This window comes from Bifidobacterium santillanense (assembly GCF_018555385.1).
Taxonomy (GTDB): Bacteria; Actinomycetota; Actinomycetes; order Actinomycetales; family Bifidobacteriaceae; genus Bifidobacterium; species Bifidobacterium santillanense.
On record NZ_JAFEJS010000024.1, the window covers coordinates 1 to 3,629 of the forward strand.

2 protein-coding genes and 2 pseudogenes are annotated in these 3,629 nt (G+C 66.6%); 3 read left to right on the forward strand and 1 reads right to left on the reverse strand.

What is annotated here, in order from left to right; translation table 11 throughout:
* Window positions 1–362: 362 nt before the first annotated feature.
* Window positions 363–940, forward strand: a pseudogene (locus JS528_RS11380) (manganese efflux pump MntP).
* Between the two features lie 6 nt (window positions 941–946).
* On the opposite strand, the gene JS528_RS11385 reads toward JS528_RS11380, so the two are convergent.
* Window positions 947–1,711 carry a hypothetical protein gene (locus tag JS528_RS11385; protein WP_214359150.1) on the reverse strand — a complete coding sequence of 255 codons (765 nt, stop codon included), beginning with the start codon at window positions 1,709–1,711 and terminating at the stop codon, window positions 947–949.
* 297 nt (window positions 1,712–2,008) lie between these two features.
* Between JS528_RS11385 and JS528_RS11390 the strand changes: the two genes are divergently transcribed.
* Window positions 2,009–2,752: a winged helix-turn-helix transcriptional regulator gene (locus tag JS528_RS11390; RefSeq protein WP_214359152.1), complete on the forward strand. Its 744-nt coding sequence runs from the start codon at window positions 2,009–2,011 to the stop codon at window positions 2,750–2,752.
* Window positions 2,753–2,967: 215 nt separating this feature from the next.
* Window positions 2,968–3,489, forward strand: a pseudogene (locus JS528_RS11395) (endonuclease III domain-containing protein); the annotation flags it as partial.
* Window positions 3,490–3,629: the final 140 nt, after the last annotated feature.

The following is a 3,629-nucleotide window of genomic DNA, read 5'->3' on the forward strand; positions in this document are numbered from 1 at the left end:
CTCCCCCCCCCCTTCCGCGAGCCCTTTCCGCCACCTCGTGGCGGTTTTCTCTCACCAGGCCCGTGCTCCGCGAGAGAAAACCGCCGGTATCCGTCAGCAATCTCTCGCCAGGTCCTCCCAGCGAGAGATATCCTCCACCACGCGGCATCCACCTCTCGCCGGAGGGGTCCTCAGCGAGAGATTCCCGCCACGGACCGGCGCCGTTCTCTCGCCGACGGCGGCCGGACGGCCGGCGCATCGCGAGGTATAATGGCTCCTTGTAATTTCACCTAGGCGTAGGCGGCGTGTGGAAACGCTGGTCGAGGCCCATCCCGTGGAAGTCGCGCATGCCCGCGCAGGGATGAACCATTCACGCACACACCATGATTTCGATGATTCTGCAGTCGTTGCTCATTTCCGTTTCCGTCGCGATGGACGCGTTCGCCGTGTCCATCGGCAAGGGACTGACCGTCAAGAGGGCCCGGTTCGTCGACGCACTCAAATGCGGACTGTGGTTCGGCGGATTCCAGGCGCTGTTCCCGCTGCTCGGCATCTTCGCGGCCTCCGCGTTCGCCTCGTACGTGACCGCCGTGGACCACTGGATCATCTTCGGCCTGCTGGCGCTGATCGGCGGCAACATGATCCATGAGGCGTTCGAGGAGGACGAGGAGAACGCCAAGGAGAACCCGGAGTTCGACTGGAAGCACATGCTGCCGCTCGCCGTGGCGTGCAGCATCGACGCGTTCGCGGTGGGCGTGAGCCTGGGGCTCATGAAGATCACATCGCGTTCACCGTCACGGCGATGGGCGTGGTCACCGGCCTGTTCTCGATCGCGGGCATCTACATCGGCCGCGTGTTCGGCTCGCGCTGGCAGAAGCCGGCGCAGATCGCCGGCGGCGTGGTGCTCATCGTCATCGGCGTCAAGGTGCTGCTCGAGCACCTTGGGATCATCGCGTTCTGATCACCGTCAGATGAGCTGGAGGAAGAGGGCGGCGGCGAAGACCACCAGGCCGTAGAACATGACCGGCAGGAGGGCGACGCCGATCCACGGGGAGCGGTCCTCCGGGGCGGGGTCGAGCTCCTTGAGCCACCACACGGAGGCGGCGCCGAGGACCAGGGCGAACAGCACCATCACCACGATGACGCCGACGTAGACGCCCGTCCCCACGCCCATCGAGGGCCTGGTCGCGCCGATGTAGGGCATGAACGCCCAGCCGGCCAGCGAGATCGACGCGGCGCCTCCGGTCACGCAGTGGGACAGCGCGCGGATCAGATGGGAGCGTTCGGCACGCAGCATCTGGCGCGCGAACGAGACGATCGTGAGCACGACGAGCAGTCCCGCCACGGTGGCGGCCCAGCTCGCCATCGGGTAGGCGCGCAGCTTCAGCGGATCGGCGTCGCCGTCGCCGCCAGGCTCGACGATCGACAGCAGCGGCAGCGAGACGCCCACCAACGACAGCACGCCGGCGATCAGACCGATCGCACGGTCGATCATCGTGGCACGGAACGGCCAGAACACGTGGAACGCGACCAGCACGGCCGCAATGAGCACGGCCACCGGCGCGAACGCCGCCGGCGTGACGGCGATGAAGGCCCCCTCGCCGGATTGGCCGGACGCCGACAGGCCGATCCATACGGCGCCGATCAGCACGAACAATCCGTAGACGAACGCCTGCATGCCGAGCATGACCCCGCGCTTGGCGTCCCACTGGTTTTCGACTTCGCCGCTCATAACTTCCACTCCCGTGTTTCCACTGTTCCCATCGATGCGATGCCGCCGCATCCCGCGGCGCCGAGGCATCGCCCTGTGCAACAACTCCCGTCAATCCTACCCACAGCGAGGGATGGGGCCGCGTGGAACGGGCCGCGACACGGCCCCGGCGATGCGCGGGCGGGCATGAGTTGTCTCGAATATGAACATTTTGTGTCCTCGAGATGCGCGTAGAATGATCACAGCATTCACAAGGATTCGTTGGAATCCATCGAATTCACGAGAGAAAAGGGGTTCAACGTGACTGACCTGACGTTGATGACGTTCGCCAGTAACCCCGCTTCGGTCCTGCCCTCGCTCGCCCTGCTGTCCCATCGCGTACGCGTGCTGCCGATGGACGCGGCCAGCCTGGTCAAGATGCCCGAGAACACGATCCTGTTCCTCGACGCGCGCGACGATCTCGCCACGGCCAAGACCCTGTGCAACCTCATCCACGCCTCCGGCCTGTCCACGCCGATCGTGTTGATCCTCACCGAGGGCGGCTTCACCGTCGTCAACTCGCAGTGGGGCATCGCGGACGTGGTGGTCTCCACCGCCTCCCCCGCCGAGGTCGAGGGCCGTCTGCGACTGGTCTCCGAGCGCGGCAACGCGCCGACCGCACCGGCCGCGACCGGCGGTGCCGACAAGGGCGTGACCACGGAGGACGGCCAGATCCGCTCCGGCGATCTCATCGTGGATACGAACGGCTACACCGCCTCGCTGCATGGCCGCCCGATCGATCTGGCGTACAAGGAGTTCGAGCTGCTCAAGTACCTGGTCCAGCATCCCGGACGCGTGTTCACGCGCGCCCAGCTGCTGCAGGAGGTGTGGGGCTACGACTACTACGGCGGCACCCGCACCGTCGACGTGCACATCCGTCGTCTGCGCGCCAAGCTCGGCGGCGAGTACGAGCATCTCATCGGCACCGTGCGCAACGTCGGCTACCGCTTCGACCCGCCGGACGACGAGTCCGAGGAGTCGGCCGCCAAGGCCGCGGCGCAGCACGCGCCTGCCGATGACTGACCGGCGAGGCGTTCGGGCGATCACCCATCCAGTCCCACCATACGAATCGAAATTTTCCACATAGCGAGACAATGACTATGTGGCGTCCACATGGCGGACTGCTTGCGTAACAAAATCTCACAATTCGGGGCGCCGCCCACCGGCGCGGCTCATCCATCACCCATGAAGGCGCAGACGACATGGCACGTGAATCGAAGCGGGCGCGCATCGCACGCATGCACGCCGAATACGCGATCCTGTGCGAGCGCTACCCGGCGCCGAAGTGCGCACTCGACTTCGCCAACCCGCTGCAGCTGATCATCGCGACCGTCCTGAGTGCGCAGACGACCGACAAGCGCGTCAACACCGTCACCCCGGAGCTGTTCGCGCGCTTCCCCGAAGCGGCCGATCTAGCCGCCGCGAACCCGCAGGACGTCGAGGAGATCATCCGCCCGCTGGGGTTCTTCCGATCCAAGACCAAGCATCTCATGGGACTGGCCGCCGCACTCGACGAACGCTTCGGCGGCGAGGTGCCGCGCACGATGGACGAGCTCGTCACGCTGCCCGGCGTCGGGCGCAAGACCGCGAACGTCGTGCTCGGCAACGCGTTCGGCGTGCCCGGCTTCCCGGTCGACACCCACGTGATGCGCGTGACCGGACGCCTGCGCTGGCGCTCCGACTGGCGGATCGCCAAATCCGATCCGGTCGCGGTCGAGAAGGAGATCTGCGACTGCTTCCCGCCGGAGACCTGGACCGACCTGAGCCATCGCCTCATCTTCCACGGCCGCGACGTGTGCCACGCGCGCACGCCCGACTGCGCGAACTGCCCGCTGGCCGACACCTGCCCGTCGGCCAGCGGGCAGTTCGCGCAGTCGGGCGTGCGCGCGTGGCACACGTC

Coding starts and splice junctions, on each gene's coding strand:
- JS528_RS11385 (WP_214359150.1), bottom strand. CDS start 1,711: ATGAGCGGCGAAGTCGAAAACCAGTGGGACGCCAAGCGCGGGGTCATG.
- JS528_RS11390 (WP_214359152.1), top strand. CDS start 2,009: ATGACGTTCGCCAGTAACCCCGCTTCGGTCCTGCCCTCGCTCGCCCTG.